The 18,456-nt window shown below is 66.7% G+C and carries 18 protein-coding genes; 4 read left to right on the top strand and 14 right to left on the bottom strand.

Annotated elements, in window-relative coordinates; all coding sequences use genetic code 11:
* Positions 1-178: 178 nt before the first annotated feature.
* From QP996_RS10275 to QP996_RS10310, 8 genes are all read right to left on the bottom strand, one after another.
* Positions 179-958, bottom strand: a complete 780-nt coding sequence (locus tag QP996_RS10275; RefSeq protein ID WP_284872534.1) for a putative hydro-lyase — start codon at positions 956-958, stop codon at positions 179-181.
* A 9-nt stretch (positions 959-967) separates the two neighbouring features.
* A complete protein-coding gene (locus tag QP996_RS10280) occupies positions 968-2,137 on the bottom strand; it encodes an NRAMP family divalent metal transporter (RefSeq protein ID WP_070473064.1) in 1,170 nt (389 codons plus the stop codon).
* 198 nt (positions 2,138-2,335) lie between these two features.
* Entirely contained in the window at positions 2,336-2,659 is a 324-nt protein-coding gene (locus tag QP996_RS10285; RefSeq protein WP_038610584.1) for a putative quinol monooxygenase, read from the bottom strand.
* A gap of 10 nt (positions 2,660-2,669) precedes the next feature.
* The gene (locus QP996_RS10290) at positions 2,670-4,460 is read right to left on the bottom strand and encodes an ABC-F family ATP-binding cassette domain-containing protein (RefSeq protein ID WP_284872535.1); all 1,791 of its coding nucleotides are present in this window, start codon (positions 4,458-4,460) and stop codon (positions 2,670-2,672) included.
* 46 nt (positions 4,461-4,506) lie between these two features.
* Positions 4,507-5,454: a 4-(cytidine 5'-diphospho)-2-C-methyl-D-erythritol kinase gene (locus tag QP996_RS10295; RefSeq protein WP_284872536.1), complete on the bottom strand. Its 948-nt coding sequence runs from the start codon at positions 5,452-5,454 to the stop codon at positions 4,507-4,509.
* A complete protein-coding gene (gene rsmA / locus QP996_RS10300) occupies positions 5,444-6,298 on the bottom strand; it encodes a 16S rRNA (adenine(1518)-N(6)/adenine(1519)-N(6))-dimethyltransferase RsmA (RefSeq protein WP_284872537.1) in 855 nt (284 codons plus the stop codon). Before rsmA ends, QP996_RS10295 begins: the two co-directional genes overlap by 11 nt.
* Complete coding sequence (locus tag QP996_RS10305) at positions 6,299-7,438, bottom strand: resuscitation-promoting factor (RefSeq protein ID WP_284872538.1); 1,140 nt, start codon at positions 7,436-7,438, stop codon at positions 6,299-6,301. It lies immediately after the preceding gene.
* 98 nt (positions 7,439-7,536) lie between these two features.
* Positions 7,537-8,373 carry a TatD family hydrolase gene (locus tag QP996_RS10310; RefSeq protein ID WP_284872539.1) on the bottom strand — a complete coding sequence of 279 codons (837 nt, stop codon included), beginning with the start codon at positions 8,371-8,373 and terminating at the stop codon, positions 7,537-7,539.
* Between the two features lie 12 nt (positions 8,374-8,385).
* On the opposite strand from QP996_RS10310, the gene QP996_RS10315 reads away from it, so the two are divergent.
* Positions 8,386-8,778: a DUF3806 domain-containing protein gene (locus tag QP996_RS10315; protein ID WP_284872540.1), complete on the top strand. Its 393-nt coding sequence runs from the start codon at positions 8,386-8,388 to the stop codon at positions 8,776-8,778.
* 11 nt (positions 8,779-8,789) lie between these two features.
* Positions 8,790-9,674, top strand: a complete 885-nt coding sequence (locus tag QP996_RS10320) for an alpha/beta hydrolase (protein WP_284872541.1) — start codon at positions 8,790-8,792, stop codon at positions 9,672-9,674.
* 13 nt (positions 9,675-9,687) lie between these two features.
* Here QP996_RS10320 and metG read toward each other — a convergent pair whose 3' ends face one another.
* The 3 genes from metG to rsmI all read right to left on the bottom strand — a co-directional run bounded on the left by metG (position 9,688) and on the right by rsmI (position 14,403).
* Positions 9,688-11,532 carry a methionine--tRNA ligase gene (gene metG / locus QP996_RS10325; protein WP_502870227.1) on the bottom strand — a complete coding sequence of 615 codons (1,845 nt, stop codon included), beginning with the start codon at positions 11,530-11,532 and terminating at the stop codon, positions 9,688-9,690.
* Positions 11,533-11,616: 84 nt separating this feature from the next.
* Positions 11,617-13,422 (bottom strand): BCCT family transporter, encoded by a 1,806-nt coding sequence (locus tag QP996_RS10330; RefSeq protein ID WP_284872543.1) that lies wholly within the window; start codon positions 13,420-13,422, stop codon positions 11,617-11,619.
* A gap of 120 nt (positions 13,423-13,542) precedes the next feature.
* Positions 13,543-14,403, bottom strand: coding sequence for a 16S rRNA (cytidine(1402)-2'-O)-methyltransferase (gene rsmI / locus QP996_RS10335; protein ID WP_284872544.1), 861 nt, complete (start codon positions 14,401-14,403; stop codon positions 13,543-13,545).
* A 49-nt stretch (positions 14,404-14,452) separates the two neighbouring features.
* On the opposite strand from rsmI, the gene pmt reads away from it, so the two are divergent.
* Positions 14,453-16,090: a protein O-mannosyltransferase gene (gene pmt / locus QP996_RS10340; protein ID WP_502870228.1), complete on the top strand. Its 1,638-nt coding sequence runs from the start codon at positions 14,453-14,455 to the stop codon at positions 16,088-16,090.
* A 14-nt stretch (positions 16,091-16,104) separates the two neighbouring features.
* Here pmt and QP996_RS10345 read toward each other — a convergent pair whose 3' ends face one another.
* Together QP996_RS10345 and QP996_RS10350 are read right to left on the bottom strand one after the other, a co-directional pair.
* The gene (locus tag QP996_RS10345; protein WP_284872545.1) at positions 16,105-16,740 is read right to left on the bottom strand and encodes a zf-HC2 domain-containing protein; all 636 of its coding nucleotides are present in this window, start codon (positions 16,738-16,740) and stop codon (positions 16,105-16,107) included.
* On the bottom strand, positions 16,733-17,140 hold the full coding sequence (locus QP996_RS10350; RefSeq protein WP_284872546.1) for a DoxX family protein: 408 nt from the start codon (positions 17,138-17,140) through the stop codon (positions 16,733-16,735). Before QP996_RS10350 ends, QP996_RS10345 begins: the two co-directional genes overlap by 8 nt.
* Before the next feature lie 52 nt (positions 17,141-17,192).
* On the opposite strand from QP996_RS10350, the gene QP996_RS10355 reads away from it, so the two are divergent.
* Positions 17,193-17,816 (top strand): DNA-3-methyladenine glycosylase I, encoded by a 624-nt coding sequence (locus QP996_RS10355; RefSeq protein ID WP_284872547.1) that lies wholly within the window; start codon positions 17,193-17,195, stop codon positions 17,814-17,816.
* A gap of 18 nt (positions 17,817-17,834) precedes the next feature.
* Here QP996_RS10355 and QP996_RS10360 read toward each other — a convergent pair whose 3' ends face one another.
* Entirely contained in the window at positions 17,835-18,455 is a 621-nt protein-coding gene (locus QP996_RS10360; RefSeq protein WP_284872548.1) for a cation efflux transmembrane domain-containing protein, read from the bottom strand.
* Between the last annotated feature and the right edge of the window lies 1 nt (position 18,456).

Consider the following 18,456-nt stretch of genomic DNA (forward strand, 5'->3'; position numbering starts at 1 on the left):
ATAGACAGGTCGAAGTGCCGCAGTGTCTCCATGGATGCTGCGGCCATCGCCTCGATAAACGCGTCGAACGGGTTCATAGCCACAGACCCTAAACACCACGCAACCCCACACAACCCCCGAACCGAAATCTGTGGATAACCCGCCACAGAAGCCCCAAAGTTATCCACAGTGGCACCCTTTAGGGAACCTGGTACGCCACATCCCGCACGTCGGTGATGAGCATCTTGCCTGGCGAATGGCAGATCGCCAGCTCGGGTTTCGAATGCATCACGATCGACTGTGGCGTCACCCCGCACGCCCAGAACACCGGCACCCAGCCCGCGGGAATGTCCACCGCGTCGCCGAAATCGGGCGCGCCCAGATCGTCGATGCCGATCAAGCCCGGCTCCCCCACATGCACCGGGGCACCATGCACTGCCGGGTAACGCGAGGTGATCCTCACTGCGTCCGCCACCAGCCCCGCTGGGATGGGCCGCATGGAGACAACCATCTTCCCGCTGAACACCCCGGCCGGTTCGCAGTCGATGTTGGTCAGGTACATCGGCACGTTCACGCCCTGCTCGATGTGGGCCACCGGCACGCCGTTGTCCACCAAAGCCTGCTCGAACGTAAACGAGCAGCCGATGACAAACGCGACAGTGTCCTCGGTCCAGTAGGCGGTGGCATCCGTTGGTTCGTCGATAAGCGAGCCGTGCGAAAACACCCGGTAGGACGGAATGTCGGTGCGGATGTCGCCGCCCGCGAGCAACGGCGACGACACCTCGCCCGGCTCCAGCACCCCGAGCAGCGGGCACGGCTTCGGGTTGCGCTGCGCGAACAACAAGAAATCAAACGCGTACTTTTTATCCAGCGCGATCAGATTGGCCTGGGCGTAACCAGCGGAAAAGCCCGCCGTTGTCGCCACATCAGTAGTGCGAAACAACGCGCGGGCTTGCGCTGGGGTGTAGGAGGCGTACATGCCCCAAGACTACGCCCACAGCTTCGGCAGCGTGCTGATGGAGCTCCACCCCATCCACGCACACCCGATAAGCGTGATGGCGCCGAGCACGAGCATCCACATCGGCGGCTTGTACCCGCGAAGCAGATCGCGGCGGAAGAAGCCAGCATAGAGCACGACCGCGAAACCAACCGGCAGGATCAGGCCGTTGAACGCACCCGCGAAGATGAGCAGCTTCTGCGGGGCAGAACCGACGAAGAGGAAGATCACCGTCGAGATCACGATGAAGCCGACGGTGAGCCAGCCGCGCTTCTTCGGGTCGAACCCCTGCTTGGTCAAAAACGAGATGGAAGTGAACGACGCGCCGATCACCGACGATAGGCCCGCCGCCCACAGCACCAGCCCGAACATGCGCCGGCCAGTTTCACCTGCGGCCTGGTAGAACACGTCGGCCGCGGTGTTGTCCTTGGACAGTGCCACACCGGTGGCCACGACACCGAGCACCGCGAGGAACAGCAGCACGCGCATGATGCCGGTGACGATAATGCCGGTCACGGCGGAGCGGGAGATGTAGTCCATGTTGTCGGGGCCGGTGTGGCCGGCGTCGATGAGCCTGTGCACGCCGGCGAAGACGATGTAGCCGCCGATGGAGCCGCCGATGAGGGTGGTGATGACCTTGAAGTCGACCTCGTCCGGCGCAACCGACTGTTTCACGGCCTCAGCCACCGGCGGGTTGGACGAGATGGCGACGTAGAGCATGAGCAGGATCATCAGCGCGCCAAGGATGCCGACGATGACGTCAAGGGCTGCTCCCGCACGCTTCCACAGGAACACGACAATCGCGATCACAGCGGAAATCGCGCCGCCGATCTTCGGGTCAATCGCCCCGCCGCTGAGCGCCTGCACGCCGAGCCCGGTGCCGGCGATGTTGCCGATGTTGAACACGAGGCCGCCGATGCCCACGAGGATGGCCAAGAACCAGCCGAGGCCGGGCAACACAGAGTTGGCCAGTTCGCTGGCGCGCAGCCCGGACACGCCGAGGATGCGCCAGACGTTGAGCTGGATCACGATGTCTACCAGGATGGACAGCAAGATCGCGAACGCGAACGCCGCGCCCATCTGCACGGTGAAGACGGAGGTTTGGGTGAGGAAGCCGGGGCCAATGGCGGAGGTCGCCATGAGGAAGATTGCGCCGACCATGGGGCCGATGCCACGTGCCGCGGCGGGAGCCTTTTCGGGCACGTCGGCCGCGGTGGATCCGCCGTTGGCGGGTTGAGGTGCGGTCACGGGGACACCCCTTTCGATTGCGGGAAACTTATGTGACGCGCAACATCGTAAGCTATGGGTGCCCCGCGGGTCACACCTCGGGGGTAGCTTGCGCTACGTGCGCACTACCCCTTAGGAGACCTTGAACTCCGCCATTTCGTCCCACTCGGTCTTGCCCTCGATGAGGGTGTTGATGATGGTGGGGGTTTCCTTCAGGATGGTGGGGAAGAATTCCTGCGCGGCCTTGAAGTGGTCGGAGTTGACGTGGGCTTCGGCGGCGTCGTCCTGGAATGCCTCGATGAGCAGGTATTCGTCGGGGTTGTCTTCGTTGCGGTACCAGTCGAAGAAGATGTTGCCTTCTTCGGCGCGGGAGGCGTCGGTGAAGTCCTTGACCAGCTCGCGGAAGTTCTCGACGTTCTCGGGCAGGGGCTTGAATCGTACGTTGATCAAAATCATGCGCCCCACCCTAGCCTTCAAGCGTTTCACCCAACTCGAGCCATTCCATCTCGAGCTCCTCGCAGGCGTCTTTCACTGCGGTGAGTTCTTTGGTTTTGGCGCCGATGGCGTCGAAGTCGCCGGCCTCGGAAAGCGTGGCGATCTCCGCCTCGAGGGCTTCGGCCCGCTCGTTTTCCTTGGCGATCTTGCGCTCGAGCGCCTTCATCTTCTTCTGCAGCTCGCGCTCTTCCTGGGAGCTCATCTGCTTCTCGACGGCCTCCGGTTGCCCCTCCCCCAGATCCAGCACGCCAGCAGTACGGGCCTGATCGGCGCGCTGGTCCAGGTACTGTTGGATGCCGCCGGGCAGGTTGGTGAGATTCCCGTCGCCGAACAGCGCGTAGGTGGAATCGGCGATGCGCTCGATGAGGTAGCGGTCGTGGGAGATGACCACCAGGGTGCCGGGCCAGGAGTCGAGGAGGTTTTCCAGCTCTTGCAGGGTGTCGATGTCGAGGTCGTTGGTGGGCTCGTCGAGAAGCAAGACGTTCGGCTCAGCCATGAGCACGCGGGTGAGTTGGAGGCGACGGCGCTCGCCGCCGGAGAGGTCGCGCACGGGGGTGCGCTGGCGCTTCGGGGAAAAGCCGAGGCGCTCGGCGAGCTGGGAGGCGGACAGCTCCTTTTTGCCAAGCGAGATGTAGGTGGCGACGTCTTCGACGGCGTCGATGACGCGGCGCTCCGGGTCGAGGTCGTCGAGTTCTTGGCGCAGCCAGCCGATGCGGGTGGTCTGCCCCTCGATGCGTTTGCCGGCGGCCAGCGGGTACTCCCCGGCCAGGGTGCGCAGCAAGGTGGTTTTGCCCGAGCCGTTCACGCCGACTAAGCCGATGCGCTCGCCGGGTGCGAGGCGCCAGGTGAGGTGGTCGACCAGGGTGCGGCCGTCGGGGGCGTCGATACGCGCGTCCTCGAGTTCGATGACCACGCGGCCTTGGCGCTGCTTTGAAAACGCCATGAGCTCGACGGTGTCGCGCGGCGGCGGGACGTCCTTGATCAGGGCTTCGGCGGCCTCGATGCGGTAGCGCGGCTTCGAGGTGCGGGCAGGTGCTCCGCGGCGCAGCCACGCCAGCTCCTTGCGGGCGAGGTTCTGACGGCGCTGCTCGATGGCGTCGGCCTGGCGGGCGCGCTCGGCGCGCGCGAAGGTCCAGTCGTTGTAGCCGCCCTCGTAGACGTCCACGGTGCCGTCGTGGACTTCCCAGGTCAGGGTGGCAACTGTGTCGAGGAACCAGCGGTCGTGGGTGACCACCACGACGGCGACCTTGCGCGAAAGGAGGTGGTCGGCGAGCCACTGCACGCCTTCGACGTCGAGGTGGTTGGTCGGCTCGTCCAGCACCACCAGGTCCAAATCCTGCACGAGCGCGGCGGCGAGGTTCACTCGCCTGCGTTCGCCGCCGGAGAGCTGCCCCACCGGGGTGTCCAGGCCGAGCTCCGCCACGCCGGTGCCCTGCAGCACTTCGCGCACGCGCGCGTTGGAGGCCCACTCGAAGGTCTGCAGGCCCAGCGGCTCGACGACGGCCTGGCCGACCGTGAGCGCGCTATCCAGCGTAAAGCGCTGCGTGACCACCGCCATGCGCAGGTCGGAGGTGTGCGAGACGCGCCCCGCGTCCGGCGGCTCGATGCCGGTGAGCACCTCCAGCAGGGTGGTTTTGCCGCCGCCGTTGACGCCGACGATGCCGATGCGCTCGCCGGTCTGCACGCCGAGCGAGACGCCGTCGAGAAGCGTTTTCAGCCCCCACGTTTTGGAGACGTTTTCCAGGTTGATCAGGTTAGCCATATCGGCTAGCCATCTTACGCAGGCGCAAGCGTAACGACGCCTCCGGTTAACCCACCTTCTCCACCACCGCACCGTGGTCGGGGCCTTCGGCGACGAAGACCTCGTAGCCGTCGAAGCGCTCCGCGAGGTGCTCGGCTGCAAACCGCGCGGCGTCGGCGTCGTCGCAGAGCACGGCCACGGTGGGGCCCGAGCCGGACACGACTGCGCGGCGGCCCGCCTCGCCGGCGGCGGCGAGCACGCGTTTGAGCACCGGGCGCATCGACAGCGCGGGCGCTTCCAAGTCGTTGTGCAGCGCCGCCGCCACGCGCGCCACGTCGCCGGAGGTCAGCGCCTGGGACAGCTCGGTGGCGTCCAGGTGCGGCAGAAGGGCGGGGTTGCCGTGGCGCAGGTCGTCGAGAAGCGCAAACGCTCCCCCGGTGTTGATGCCGATCTTGGGGTTGATGAACACCCAGTGCAGCCGGCCGCGCGAGAGCATCTCGACCAGCTTGTCGCCGCGGCCGGTGCCGAGCGCGGTGCCGCCCATCAGAGAAAAGGGCACGTCCGCGCCAAGCGACGCCGCGATCTCCAGCAGTTCCTCCTCCGGCAATGCCTCGCCGAACTCGGCCACTAGCGCGTTGGCCGCCACCAGCGCGGCGGCCGCGTCGGCGGAGCCGCCCGCCATGCCGCCTGCGACAAAGACGTGCTTGTCCACCTCGATGCGCACGCGCGGCACCGCCACGCCCGCGCGCGACACCACGGCCTCGACGGCGCGCCACGCCAGGTTTTCCGGCCCGTCGATGTCCTCGTCCGGCTCATCCACGAAGAACGTGGTGTGCATGGACTCGACTGCGGGGCCGGCCACGGGGGTGCCGTCGTAAAGCAATCGCACCACCTCGCGCCGGTCCACTGCATGGAAGACGCTGACCAGGTCGTGGTAGCCGTCCGTGCGCGCCTCGCCGACACCGAGGTGGAGGTTCACCTTGCCCGGCGCGGAGGCGACGATCTCACGCGTCATGGCGGGCCTCCCCCAGCCGGATGAAGTCTGCGACGGTGAGCTTCTCGCCGCGCAGGCCCGGGTCGATGCCGGCGGCGCGCAGCGCGTCCTCGGCGGCCGCGGCCGAGCCGTAGATGCCGGACAGCGTGGAGCGCAGCGTCTTGCGGCGCTGGGCGAAAGCGGCGTCCACTAGCGGGAAGATGGTGTCGCGAAGCTCGCGCGGGGCGTCGGCCGCGACGTCGATGCGCACCAGCCCCGACTCGATGTTCGGCGCAGGCCAGAACACGTGCTTGCCGATCGTGCCGGCGCGCGAGACGTCACCGTAAAACGCGGCCTTGACGCTGGGCACGCCGTAGATCTTCGAGCCCGGCTGGGCGGCAAGGCGGTCCGCGACTTCCTTCTGCACCATCACGAGCACCCTGCTAATCGACGGCAACTCCGCCAACAAATGCAGCAGCACCGGCACCGAGACGTTGTAGGGCAAATTCGCCACCAGCGCGGTCGGCGCGGCGTCGAAGTCGGCGCGGGCGGCCTGCAGCGCGTCCGTGTTGATCACTGTGAGGCGCTCGGCGTAATCCGGGGCGAACGCCTCCACGGTGGTGGGCAGGCGGCCGGCCAGGCGCGGGTCGATCTCGAGCGCGGTGACGCTTGCGGCAGTGTCAATGAGCCCTAAGGTGAGCGAGCCGAGGCCCGGTCCGACTTCGACCACGTGGTCGTCGGGCGAAAGCTCCGCGGCCGCGACGATGCGGCGCACGGTGTTGGGGTCGTGCAGGAAGTTCTGCCCCAGCTTCTTCGTCGGGGTGACGTCCAGCTCGGCAGCGAGGTCGCGGATCTCGGCTGGCCCGAGGAGTTGCGCCCCCGCCATCTAGCGGATACCCAGGCGGGCGGTGCAGGCCGGCCAGGCGCCCCAGCCTTGGGAGGCCTGGACGCGCTCGGCGATGGCGATCTGCTGCTCGCGGGTGGCCAGGTTCGCGCTCGGCGCGTATGCGGTGCCGCCGTGGCCCGCCCAGGTGGACGGAGTGAACTGCAGGCCGCCGTAGAAACCGTTGCCGGTGTTGATGGACCAGTCGCCGCCGGATTCGCACTGTGCCAGCGAATCCCAGACGCTGCCGGAGGCCACCGCGGGCGCGGCGGCGCCCGTGTTGCCGGCCTGCTTCGTGCCGCGGGCGATCAGGGCCGGCTTAGCCTTCTTCACTTCCTTTTCCTCGGCCACGCCCACAGACTCGACTTGGCCGTTGACGGTGACGGTGCGGTGGATGACCTTGGTCTCTCCCTGCTCGCCCTTCTCGCGGACTTCCTCGGTGCCTTCATCGAGCGAGTCGTCGTCGACGTACTCCGCCGGGGCCTCCACGACGACGGTCTCCGGGCGGTCCACGGTACTGACGCGGTCGAGCACGATCTCCATGCCGGGCTCGATGGCGTCGGTGAGCGCGACGTTGAGGCGGTCGTCGGTGTCAAAGGTGACGCCGCGCGCGGCGAACAAGTCGCCGACGGTCTTCGCGGCGGCCGAGACGTAGGTCAGATCCCCGCCGTCGCGCAGCGCGACGATCTTCGGGGTGGTCACGTCCAGGTTCATGCCGTGGGTGACCGGCTGGTCGCGGTCCACGTCCACGGCGGAGTGACCGGCAACGCCGGCCTGTTCGATCAGCTCGCCGACGGTGCCGGCGGTGGACGTGATCTCCTGCGCAACGCCGTCAATGACCACGGCGACCGGCTTCGCGGTGCGCACGGTGACGGTGTCGCCGCTGGAGAGCTTCTCCCCCGGCGCCGGGTAGACCAGGTCCTCCGGCGCGACCTCGACGCCGGCGGAGTTTAGCGCGCCCGCCACATCGGAGGCGTAGGTGCGCACGTTGGTTTCCTCGCCGTTGACGTCGACGGTGACTTGCTTCTGGGTGGCAAGTGCCGTGCCCGCGCCGCCAACCAGGACTGCGCCGGCGACGGTGCCGGCGACGGCGCGCTTGGTGGCGGTGCTCTTCGGGTTGATCCGCTTGATCTGACGGGACATGTGTTTCCTCACGGGTCGGCTCGGCTGAAGGTGTTCAGCCAATAACCCGGGTAACGATACGGTAACGTCCGCGGGGTTTCAAGGCCCGACGTGCCAGCTCACACCCCGTAGACCCGCGAGAATGTCTCTGCAATCTCACGCGCCACATCGGCCACTTCCATGCCGCGCGCTTCGGCCACAACCTTCGCCGTGTGCCCGATCAACGACGGCTCGTTTTTCGCCCCACGGAACGGCTCCGGCGTCATGTACGGCGCGTCCGTTTCCACCAGCAGCTGCCCCGCCGGGGCCAACGCCGCCGCCTCGCGCAGCTGATCGTTGCGCTTGAACGTCACGTTGCCGGCGAAGCTGAGCACGTAGCCGCGCTCGATCGCCTCGCGCGCCACGTCCAGCGGCGAGGAGAAGCAGTGCAGGATCACGTGCTCGGGCCGCGGCGCGCTATCAAGAATGCGCATCATCTCCGCGTCGCCTTCGCGGTTGTGGATCATCAACGCCTTGCCCGACTCGCACGCTAAGTCGATGTGCCAGCGAAACGCCTCCTCCTGCACTTCGAGCGGCGCGGTGCCCTCCGCGTCGTGCTTGAGCCAGTAGGTGTCGATGCCGGTCTCGCCCACCGCCACGCAACGCTCGTCTGCGGCCATGTCCGTCAGGCGGGCGCGGGCAGCGTCGTCAAGCTCGTGCGCCCTTGTCGGGTGGATGGCGCACGCCGCGAACACGCGCTCGTTGAAGTGCGCGGCCTGAAGCGCGAGCTCGGCCTCCTCAAGCCCGTCGCCGACGGTGCAGATGCGCTCCACCCCGGCGGCCACGGCACGCTGGACAAACGCGTCGATCTCTTCGGCGCTGCGCGCGCCGCAGGACGCGAGGTGCGTGTGGGCGTCGATCAGGCCGGGAATCGGCTCGGTGGGCACGGGTGTGGGACGCGGTTTCTTTTTGCTCATACGATGCACCCTATGGCATTTGAAGACATCGACTCAGCCACCCAAACCCAAATCGAGGCCGACCTGGCCGAAGCCGCCGGCCGCGGCATCAACGGCTCGCCTGCCGACATCGTGGAGTCCTTCGAGGCCGAACTCGCCGACTACCTCGCGCTGCCGCCGGACGTACGCCGCAGCTTCCCCCGCGGCGACACAGCGCGCCTCTACGGCACCGCGCTCGGCCAGGCGCTCGTGCGGGAGGGGTTTTCGTGGCAACTGCTTATCGACGACTACGGCACCGACCTCGTCGTCGCCAAAGACGTCGGCAGCGCGGGCGAAAAATACACCGCCCCGCTCGTAGTGGTGGACCAGCGCTTCGAGGACGAGGAACCCGGCACCCTGACCAAATTCCTGGGGCAGTTCCTGTGAGGGAATCAATCATGCCGCTCGTGCGCCCGGAGCTTCGCCGGCGCGCACGGCTGATCCCGCACCCGCCGGTGGAGCTCCGCATGACGCGTTGGCTTGCCACGCACGGGCAAACACTCTTCCCCATCCCCCGGCGCGAGGGCGTGGAACTCATCCGGCGCGGGCGCACCCTCATCTTCAAGCCGCGAAAACCGAAAGGCGCGCTGCTGTGGCTGCACGGCGGCGGCCACATCATCGGCCACCCGAGCCAGGACGGGCCGTTGTGCGTCAACACCGCCGCCGAGGTGGGGGTGACCGTGGTGGCCCCGCGCTATCCGCTCTCGCCCGCCCACCCGTTTCCCGCGGGCTTGAACGCGGCGATTGACACGTGGGCGTGGATGCACACCCACGCGCACGATTTTGGGGAGCCGTTCGCCATCGGCGGCGAAAGCGCAGGCGGCGGGCTCGCAGCCGCAGTGTGCCAGCGGCTATACGACGAACGCGGCCCGCTTCCTCGCGCCCAGTGGCTTTTCTGCCCCATGTTGGATGACCGCCCCACCGCCGATCGAAGGCGCGATATCCCACGCGACCGGCCCGTGGCCAACAACGCGCAGACCCGCTTCGCCTGGAGGGCGTACCTTGGCCAAGAGCCCGGGCTGGAAGCGGTGCCGGATTACGCGGTGCCCGCCCGGCGCCACAACCTCACCGGTCTTCCCCCTGCGTGGCTGTCCACCGGGGACATCGAGCTGTTTTACGAGGAGATCTGCGACTACACCCGGCGTCTGCGCGACGCCGGAGTCCCCGCCCAACTGGAAATCGTCGAAGGTGCGCCGCACGCGATCGAGCTGTGGGCCTTCGACGTCCCCGTGGTCAAGCAAATGCTCGCCTCGGCGCGATCGTGGCTCGGCGAGCAGCTCTAACGAGTGATGTGTCCTACTGCACCGGCGCCCACTCCGGGCCGGTCTCGCCGAGCTCCGGGTCTAGCTTGGCAATCAGCGGCTGCGGCTTGGACAGCTCCGTGCCCGGGGTGACGTCCACGCGCTGCCACACGGCCTGCTGCTGCGAGTAGTCGCCGGTGATGGTCAGGTAGGTCTGCCCCTTCTCCGGCAGGCCTGCGCCGACGAGGTTGAACTCCTCGTCGTCCACGACCTCCTCGACGCGCGGCTCGGCGGCCCAGATGCCGGTGCGGCCCAGCGTCTCGTGGACCTTCTGCGCGGTGTGCGGGAGGAACGGGGTGAGCATGGCGTTGCAGTCGGAGACGACCTGCAGCGCAGTCCACAGTACGGTGGCCAGGCGCTCGCGCTGGGTGTCGTCCTTGGCCAGCTTCCACGGCTCCTGCTCCGCGATGTAGGCGTTGGCCTCGCCGACGACGTGCATGATCTTGGTGATTGCGGACTTGAAGTGGGCCTTGCCCAGGGCCTCGCCGGCGGTGGTGAATGTCTCGGCAGCGAGGTCAAGGATGCGCTCGTCGGAGGCCTCGAGCGGGCCGGGTGCCGGAACCTGGCCGAAGTTCTTGTGCGCCATGGACACGGTGCGGTTGACCAGGTTGCCCCAGCCGTTGGCCAGCTCGTTGTTCACGCGGCGGACAAACTCGTCCCAGGTGAAGTCCGTGTCGTTGTTCTCAGGACCTGCGACGGCGATGAAGTAGCGCAGCGGGTCCGGGCCGAACTCGGCGAGGAAGTCCTTGACGTAGATGACCACTCCCTTGGACGAAGAGAATTTGGAGCCGGACATGGTGAGGAACTCGGATGAGACGACCTCGGTGGGCAGGTTCAGCTCGCCGAGTTCGCCCACGGTGCCGCCCTTGGCACCCTTGCCTGCGTAGCCGAGGAGCTCCGCCGGCCAGATCTGGGAGTGGAAGGTGATGTTGTCCTTGCCCATGAAGTAGTAGCCCTCGGTGGCCGGGTCCTGCCAGAAGTCCTTCCAGGCCTCCGGGTTGCCGGAGCGGTGCGCCCACTCAATCGACGCAGACAGGTAGCCCACCACGGCGTCGAACCAGACGTAGAGCTTCTTCGACGGGTTGTCCTGCCAGTCCTCCACCGGGATCGGAATACCCCAGTCGATGTCTCGGGTCATGGCGCGCGGACGCATGTCCTCCAGCAGGTTCAGGGAGAACTTCAAAACGTTCGGGCGCCAGTCCTCGCGGGTGGCCAGCCACTGCTCCAGTGCGTCGTGCAGCGCGGGCAGGTCGAGCATGAAGTGCTCGGTCTCGATGAACTCCGGGGTCTCGCCGTTGATCTTGGACACCGGGTTAACCAGGTCCGCCGGGTCGAGCTGGTTGCCGCAGGTGTCGCACTGGTCGCCGCGCGCGTCGGTGGCGCCGCAGATCGGGCAGGTGCCCTCGATGTAGCGGTCCGGCAGCGTGCGGCCTGTCGACGGGGAAATCGCGCCCTGGGTGGTCTCCCGGATCATGTAGCCGTTCTCGTTCAGCCCGTGGAACAGCTCCTGCACCACCGCGTAGTGGTTGCGGGTGGTGGTGCGGGTGAACAAGTCGTAGGACAGGCCAAGACCGGCCAGGTCCTCCACGATCTGCTTGTTGTAGCGGTCCGCCAGCTCCTTGACGGTCACGCCTTCCTTATCGGCCTGCACCAAAAGCGGGGTGCCGTGCTCGTCGGTGCCGGAGACCATGAGCACGTTCTTGCCGGACATTCGCTGGTAGCGGGCGAATACATCGGAGGGCACGCCGAAGCCTGCGACGTGGCCGATATGGCGCGGGCCGTTGGCGTACGGCCACGCAACGCACACAAGAACGTTCTGGTTGGTCTCGGAAGAAGTCATGGCTCTCAGCATAAGTTATGGCCCCGCCAAGCACTGCACTGCTTGGCGGGGCCGCGACTTTAGTTCGTCGTAAAGCTCACGCTCCTAGCGGGAACGCGGTTTGAGCATCTCCTTGACCTGCGCCTTGCGAGCTTCCAGCTCCTGCTGGTCGCGGTGCATGCGGCGCTCGATGGCCAGCTGGCGGGCGAAGCGCTCCTGTTCCTTCTTGTCCAGGTAGATCGTGTCGTTGGACATGTCCTTGACAATCGCGAACATCAGCGCGATCAGAATGATCAGGAACGGCGTTGCGGCCACGATGGTGACGGACTGCAGCGAGTTCAGCGCGTCCGAGCCACCGGAGATCAGAAGCGTCAAGCCGACCAACGCGGTGGCCAGACCCCACATTGCGGCAAGCCACGGCTTCGGCTCGGTCTTGCCGGACTGGGTCATCGACGCCATCACGGTAGACGCGGAGTCCGCGGAGGTGATGAAGAAGGTGCCCAACAGCACCAGCGCAAACACGCCGACGACGTAGCCGCCCGGCAGCGCGTGCAGCAGGTTGAACAGCTGCTCCTCGTTGGAGCCGCCGCCGACGATGGATTCGCCATTTTGCTCCATCTTGATAGCGGTGCCGCCGAAGATGGCGAACCACACGGTGGACAGGCCGGCCGGAACCAGCATCACGCCGAGGCAGAACTCGCGGACGGTACGGCCGCGGGAAATGCGGGCCAGGAAGGTGCCCACGAACGGCGACCAGGAAATCCACCAAGCCCAGTAGAAGATGGTCCAGCCGGACAGGAACTCGCCGGCCTCGCCGTCCTGGCTCTCAGCGGTGCGCGCAGCCATTTCGAAGAAGTTCTGCAGGTAGTTACCAACAGCGGTCGGCAGCATGTTCAGCTGCGCCACGGTCGGACCGAACACGAACACGAAAACCGCCAGCACAGCAGCGATGACCATGTTGGTGTTGGAGAGCCACTGAATGCCCTTGGACACACCCGACATTGCCGATAGCAGGAATGCGAGGGTGAGCACGGAAACGATGCCGATGGTCAGCTTGGTGGACGGGTTGTCCACGAAACCGGACGCCTCCAGGCCGGAGCTGATCTGCAGCGCGCCAAGGCCCAGGGAGCACGCGGTGCCGAAGATGGTGGCGAACACGGCGAACGCGTCGATGAGCTTGCCCAGCCAGCCATTGGCGGCCTTCTCGCCAATGAGCGGAATGAAGGCGCTGGACAACAGCTGCTTACGACCCAGGCGGAACGTCGAGTATGCAATAGCCAAGCCGAGGATGGCGTAGACAGCCCATGGGTGCAGCGTCCAGTGGAACATAGTCTGCGCCATGGAAGCGCCCACCTGGTGCTCACCGTGGCCCGGCACGCCGTCGCGGTACATCGCCAGCGGCTCCGCCGCGCCGTAGAACATCAGGCCGATGCCCATGCCGGCGGCGAACATCATGGCAATCCAGGAAACAGTCCGGAACTCCGGCCGCTCGTCGGCGTTGCCCAGTCGGATCGTGCCAAAGTTCGACGCGGCGATCACGATCACGAAGGCGACGAAGACGGTGCCGCCGAGGACGAAGGCCCAGCCCAGGTTGTCAATAACCCAGCCGAACGCCGTGTCCGCAAAGTTGGAGAAGTTGTCGGGCGCGGCAAGGCCCCAGCCCACAACGGCAGCGACTACGACCGCGAGAGGAATAACGATGCCCCAGTTCACGGGGGCGTCTTCCGCGTCCGCCTCGCTTGTGACGGACTCCTCCGGGTCGGTGTAGTTCGGTTGCTCGCCGTCGCTGTCGGCGCGCAGCAACGCAGCTAGCTGGCTGGTTGCAGATGCTTCTTCAGTCTGAACTGGATCCTTACTCCGCGGCTCCACGTCGGGATCGTGCGGATCCCTTTGGAGTTCACGCTGAGACATATAAATCTCCTCGCAAATTTTCAGGGTTTTTCTAGAACCCCAGCAGGCTAGCGCAGATCACATCAATGCGCTAACCCGTTCGCGAAGAGAATAAGGTGCGGGCAGTTTTGCCTATCGACGTCAGCTCCGCGCATCCAACGCGGCATCGTAGAGGTCTCCGACCTTCACGCCGTGCTGTTTGGCCACCTGTTTTGCGGCGTCTTTCATGCGCTGGCCGCCGTCGACCAATTCCAGAACAAGGCCGACAAGGTCCTCCGGCTCGGCCTGCTGCCCGGTGCCGCCTTCAATCACCAGCGTGATCTCTCCGCGCACCCCGTCGGCCGCCCACTCGGCCAACTCCCCCAGCGTGCCGCGCTTGACCTCCTCATAGGTTTTAGTCAGTTCGCGGCACACCGCTGCGCGGCGTTCGGGGCCGAGGACGTCCGCGGCGTCTATAAGCAACTGCTCGATGCGGTGCGGCGACTCGAAGCAGCACACCGCGCGGCGCTCGGTAACCAGCGTTTCCAGCCACGCCCGTCGCGCCCCGGCCTTGCGGGGGGCGAAGCCGTCGAAGATGAAATGGCCCACGTTGAGCCCTGACAGCGCGAGCGCCGTAGTCACTGCAGATGGGCCGGGGATGCAGGTCACCGGGATACCGGCGTCGTGGGCGGCGGCGACGATGGAGTGGCCGGGGTCCGACACCAGCGGCATGCCGGCGTCGGTGACCACGAGGACGGTGCCGGTGCGCGCTGCCTGCAGCAGTTCTTGCGCCCGCGCATCCTCGTTGTGGTCGAAATTGGAGAGCACACGTCCAGTGATTTCCGCGCCGAGTGCCGCGGCGAGCGCGCGCGTGCGACGCGTGTCTTCCGCGGCGATCACATCCGCGGTGGCGAGCGCCTGCACAAGCCGCGGCGACGCATCCGCCGCGTTGCCCAACGGGGTGGCCGCGAGCACCACTCCGGCCGGGAGGTTCTGCGTCAGGTTGTCTTGGTGGGCGGACATACCACGGGAGCATACGCCTAAGGCGCTAATATCTTCCGTCGTGACCACTATCGCGAGCACCCCGAACCCCGCCGGGCCGCCGTCTGGCGCCGACGCGGCGGCGCCAGAGACCACGCGTTCCGTGCGGCCGAGCCAGCCGGCGCCAGAGGCCCCCACAACGGTGCCGTGGACGCGCCGCGACACCATCGCCGCCTCCGTCATCGGCGTGTTGGCGCTGCTGACACGCTTTATCGGGCTGGTGCAGCCGACCAGCTCCGGCACCCCCGTCTTCGACGAGAAGCACTACGTGCCGCAGGCCTGGGACATGGTGGAAAGCTGGTTCAACCCGGTCTTGGGCGGCATCGAGTCCAACCCCGGTTACGGCCTGGTCGTGCACCCGCCGCTGGGCAAGCAGCTGCTCGCGCTCGGCGAGATCCTCTTCGGCTACTCCCCGCTCGGCTGGCGTGTGATGACCGGCCTGTTCGGCACCGCCGTGGTTGTCTTCGTGTTCCTGCTCGCGCGGCGCGTCAGCCAGTCCACCAACATCGCGATCATCGCCGGCATCATCGCACTGTTTGACGGCGTCCTGCTGGTCTCCGCCAAATTCGGCATGCTTGACGTGTTCCAGGTGCTGTTCGTGGTGATGGCGGCGTGGACCCTCGCCGGCGACATGCGCGAGGTGCACCACCGTTGGCACGACGCGTGGCTGGCCGGCAAGCTCGAGGACGCGGGCCCCTTCGGCCCGCGCATGGGCTTTCGCTGGTGGCGATTCGCCACCGGCGTGCTGCTCGGTCTGACCCTGTCCGTGAAATGGTCCGGCCTGTACTACATCATGTTCTTCGGCCTGCTGTCGTCGTTCTGGGACCTGTTCCTGCGCCGCCGCTATGGCGTGGAGAAACCGGTTGCGGGCACCTTGCTTCGCGACGTCCCGTCGGCGCTCGCCTCCATCGTGCTCATCCCGGCCGTGCTGTATCTGTGGTCCTGGCGCGCCTGGTTCGCCTCCGAGACGTCCGTGTACCGCCACTCGCTTACCGACGGCACCATCGCCGGCTCCGACTGGCCCTGGCTGGCCAACCTGCCCGAGCCGATTGCCGGCTGGTTCTACTACCACTTCTCGGTGCTGAACTTCCACGCCTCGCTGACGTCGTCCTCCGGCCACTCCCACCCGTGGGACTCCAAGCCGTGGGCCTGGCTGGTCTCGGCGCGTCCGATTCTGTACTACTCCGCCACCGACCTGGAGTGCTCTGTTGCGCCCGGCGACGGCACATGCCGCGAGATGATCTACATGTTCGGCACCCCCGCCATCTGGTGGCTGACCGTGCCGGTGCTGTTGTGGGCGTGCTGGGTGTGGCTAACCCGCAAGGACTTCCGCGTCATCGTGCCGGTGATCGCGTTCGCCGCCGGCTTCCTGCCGTGGCTGGCCGCCTTCGACCGCCAGATGTACTTCTTCTACGCCGCCGCGCTGGTGCCGTTTACCGCGGTGCTGCTAGCCCTCGCCCTGGGCAACCTGGCCAAGAAGGGCGGGCCCGTGACGTGGTCTTGGGTAAACAAGGTCGCAGGCTTTGAGATGCGCTGGGGCCAGCTCGCCGCCGTGGTCTACATCGCGCTGGTGGTGGCCTGCTTCATTTACTGGTCGCCCATCCTTTATGGCTTCAAGATCCCGGACGCCTGGTACGAGTCCATCATGTGGCTGCCTAGCTGGAAGTAACCAGCTGGAAGTGGCTAGTACGGCCGGGCGTCGAGCAGCTGCCACGCCCGGCGCAGCGCCCCGCCCCGGTCCGCTACCCAGGTCCACACCAGGGCCACCAGGCTCAACAACGGAATGAGCACCCCTGCCAGCTCGAACGCGCCCGTGCCCAGCACGAAATCGCGCACCGCAAATCCGACGGTGAAGGTGAACATCGTGCCCACGATGAGCAGCACCCCCGGGATCTGCTGCGGCCGCCAGGCTGTAAAACCCAACGCGAGCGCCACGCCGAAACGCACAGACGCGGCAGATGCCACGACCGGCTCCTCCCCGCCGGAGAGGATCAGGCGCACAGCCCACAGCACCCACACCACGGCCATCGCGCCGAGCATCAAGCGGCCCACGGCCATGCCGAGTTCGCGGCGGCGGGCGAAGCGGCGCCACTCGTTGTCCACGCCGGCGAGAATCACCGCGGACAGGTCCTGCGGCGGGGCCATGGCGTCGTCGGTACCCCCGCCGAGCGACTGCGACAGCGCCAAGGAGCGGTCCAAAAACGCGCGGCACTCCGCGCAGCCGGACACGTGGGCGTCGACAATAGCGTCGTCGAGTTCGGCCTTCTCGCCGTCGATGCGCGCGGACAGCGCCGCCTGGACCTCCTCGTGGCTAACCACGCGTGAGCACCCCGTCCAGGCTGGCACGCCCGGTGCCGAAGACGGTGATGATAAACAGCGCGGCGGCGAGCACCAGCGTGTACTCCACTCCTCCAGCCTCGACGAAAAAGCCGTTGCCCAGGTGCACGAAGTACCCGGCGGCGAGGACCAATAGGGCGAGGAGCGACGCGGTGATCGTCGTCAAGAGCCCCACTGCCAGAAACGCGCCGCCGATGAGCTCGACGGTGCCGGTGAGGTAGGCGGACAGCTGCGGCTGCGGCACCCCGAGTTCCGCGAACTGACGGCCGGTTTCCGCCATCCCCACCTCGAACCAATGGTTGTAGCCGCGCGCCACAAACACCGCGCCCAGCACGAGCCGGAGCACAAGCAGCGCGAAGTCGCGGACGGCGGGCCTATTCATGCCGATTAGCGTACCCGTGGAACCGAACGGGGTAGAACTGAGTCCAATACGTATGACTGATTTTCACACCACACCAGAAACAAAGCCCGAATCCGGCTGGCCCGTCATCGGCGACGACGGGCTGGCGCGCCCGCCGTGGGCCGCCACCGACCCACTTTTGCGCGAGTACTACGACACTGAATGGGGCATGCCCGTCACCGACGAGCAGGGCATGTTCGAGCGCGTCTGCCTCGAGGGCTTCCAGGTGGGGCTGTCGTGGCGGCTGATCCTGCAGAAGCGCGACGCCTTGCGCGCGGCGTTCCATGGCTTCGAGCCGGATCAGGTCGCGGGGATGAGCATCGAGCATTTGCTTGAAGACGCCGCCTTGATCCGCAACCGGCGCAAACTCGAAGCTGCAGTGAAAAACGCCGAGGCGACATTGGCCCTGCGGGAGGAGGGTACGCACCTCGGCGAGTTCGTGTGGTCCTACCAGCCGGCGCACACGCCGGTACCGCGCACGATGGCGGAGGTGCCGACGCGCTCGCCAGAGTCCGAGCAGCTGGCGAAAGGCCTGAAAAAGCGCGGCTTCACGTTCGTGGGGCCGGTGACGATGTACGCGCTGATGGAATCCACAGGCATCATCGACACCAACCTGGTGGGCACGTGGCGCCGCGGGGCGTCCGGGGTGTGGGTGTAGGCGGCGTCTCGGCGGCGTTTAATCGTCGTCCATGTCCGCGAAGGCGTCCTCTACTGAGTCGTGCTCCTCGCGGGATGCCTCCCAGACTTCCTTGGCGGCGGAGAGGTTGATCGCGGCGATGATCGCACCGACGACGATGTCGAACCAGGCGGTCTCCCACACGAAGGTGAGCAGTCCGGCGGCGATGATGAGCAGGTTGGCCAGCGCGTCGTTGCGCGCGGCCAGCCAAGCGCCGGTGGCGAGCGATGAGCCTTCACCGCGCAGCTGCATCAGCAGGATCGCGCAAACCACGTTGACCACCAGGGCACCGACCGCGATGCCGGTCAGGCCCTCCGGCGACGGCGCGACCGGGTTCACGATCTTGGCGACGACGGTGACAATCGCAGCCACCGCCGGGATGAGGATCAGCGCTGCGAGCACGCTACCCGCGGTGCGACGGCGCGCGGCCGGCCACGCCACGGCGAAGAACACCAGCAGGTTGATTGCGGTGTCCTCGAGAAAGTCGGCGGAGTCCGCGAACAGGGACGCCGACCCAATGGCCACCGCACCGGCAAACTCCACGAAGAAGTATGCCAGGTTCAACAGCGCCACAATCAGCACCGCGCGACGGATCTTCTGCGCGCCCAACGAATCTTCCACT

It is taken from the genome of Corynebacterium sp. MSK008, from assembly GCF_030232585.1.
Taxonomy (GTDB): Bacteria; Actinomycetota; Actinomycetes; order Mycobacteriales; family Mycobacteriaceae; genus Corynebacterium.

Bases quoted from the DNA above. Each gene is read 5' to 3' on its own strand.
- QP996_RS10275 (WP_284872534.1), bottom strand. From the start codon at position 958: ATGTACGCCTCCTACACCCCAGCGCAAGCCCGCGCGTTGTTTCGCACT.
- QP996_RS10280 (WP_070473064.1), bottom strand. From the start codon at position 2,137: ATGGTCGGCGCAATCTTCCTCATGGCGACCTCCGCCATTGGCCCCGGC.
- QP996_RS10285 (WP_038610584.1), bottom strand. From the start codon at position 2,659: ATGATTTTGATCAACGTACGATTCAAGCCCCTGCCCGAGAACGTCGAG.
- QP996_RS10290 (WP_284872535.1), bottom strand. From the start codon at position 4,460: ATGGCTAACCTGATCAACCTGGAAAACGTCTCCAAAACGTGGGGGCTG.
- QP996_RS10295 (WP_284872536.1), bottom strand. From the start codon at position 5,454: ATGACGCGTGAGATCGTCGCCTCCGCGCCGGGCAAGGTGAACCTCCAC.
- rsmA (WP_284872537.1), bottom strand. From the start codon at position 6,298: ATGGCGGGGGCGCAACTCCTCGGGCCAGCCGAGATCCGCGACCTCGCT.
- QP996_RS10305 (WP_284872538.1), bottom strand. From the start codon at position 7,438: ATGTCCCGTCAGATCAAGCGGATCAACCCGAAGAGCACCGCCACCAAG.
- QP996_RS10310 (WP_284872539.1), bottom strand. From the start codon at position 8,373: ATGAGCAAAAAGAAACCGCGTCCCACACCCGTGCCCACCGAGCCGATT.
- QP996_RS10315 (WP_284872540.1), top strand. From the start codon at position 8,386: ATGGCATTTGAAGACATCGACTCAGCCACCCAAACCCAAATCGAGGCC.
- QP996_RS10320 (WP_284872541.1), top strand. From the start codon at position 8,790: ATGCCGCTCGTGCGCCCGGAGCTTCGCCGGCGCGCACGGCTGATCCCG.
- metG (WP_502870227.1), bottom strand. From the start codon at position 11,532: ATGACTTCTTCCGAGACCAACCAGAACGTTCTTGTGTGCGTTGCGTGG.
- QP996_RS10330 (WP_284872543.1), bottom strand. From the start codon at position 13,422: ATGTCTCAGCGTGAACTCCAAAGGGATCCGCACGATCCCGACGTGGAG.
- rsmI (WP_284872544.1), bottom strand. From the start codon at position 14,403: ATGTCCGCCCACCAAGACAACCTGACGCAGAACCTCCCGGCCGGAGTG.
- QP996_RS10350 (WP_284872546.1), bottom strand. From the start codon at position 17,140: ATGAATAGGCCCGCCGTCCGCGACTTCGCGCTGCTTGTGCTCCGGCTC.
- QP996_RS10355 (WP_284872547.1), top strand. From the start codon at position 17,193: ATGACTGATTTTCACACCACACCAGAAACAAAGCCCGAATCCGGCTGG.